Origin of the sequence: Priestia sp. BR_2 (genome assembly GCF_041954005.1) — a bacterium.
Lineage (GTDB): Bacteria > Bacillota > Bacilli > Paenibacillales > Paenibacillaceae > Paenibacillus_AQ > Paenibacillus_AQ lautus_A.
Window position 1 is genome coordinate 1 of record NZ_JAVFHM010000273.1, and the last position, 541, is coordinate 541.

Annotated in this window: 3 tRNA genes; all 3 read left to right on the forward strand. The window is 51.4% G+C overall.

The window, feature by feature from the left end:
- Nucleotides 1–157 precede the first annotated feature (157 nt).
- The 3 genes from RB298_RS20720 (at nt 158) to RB298_RS20730 (ending at nt 497) form a co-directional block, all read left to right on the forward strand.
- Nucleotides 158–234: transfer RNA gene (locus tag RB298_RS20720), tRNA-Met, on the forward strand.
- Between the two features lie 30 nt (nt 235–264).
- A tRNA-Asp gene (locus RB298_RS20725) sits at nt 265–341 on the forward strand.
- Between the two features lie 80 nt (nt 342–421).
- Nucleotides 422–497 (forward strand) — tRNA-Phe (locus RB298_RS20730).
- Nucleotides 498–541: the final 44 nt, after the last annotated feature.

The window sequence follows — 541 nt, forward strand, 5'->3', positions numbered from 1 at the left end:
TTAGCTCAGCTGGGAGAGCATCTGCCTTACAAGCAGAGGGTCGGGGGTTCGATCCCCTCAGCCTCCACCATAATTCATCCCCATAAAGTGAAGCTCACGCTTCGCAGGTAATTCCGATTACTTTTCGGGGACCCCATATTAGCAACCCTTTTAATGACGCGGGGTGGAGCAGTTCGGTAGCTCGTCGGGCTCATAACCCGAAGGTCGTAGGTTCAAATCCTGCCCCCGCAACCAATTTATATCGCAATAGCGATAGTGCCTCGTGGAACTGTGGTGTAGAGGCCTAACATGCCTGCCTGTCACGCAGGAGATCGCGGGTTCGAATCCCGTCAGTTCCGCCATTTTTACAAGTTTCATAGATGACTTTGGGATGAGATGCGTATCCGATATGGGATTCGTCAAAGTCCGAAATGAGCTCTATGGCTCGGTAGCTCAGTCGGTAGAGCAGAGGACTGAAAATCCTCGTGTCGGCGGTTCGATTCCGTCCCGAGCCACCATGTACCTTTTATAATTTTATACGCCGGTGTAGCTCAATTGGTAG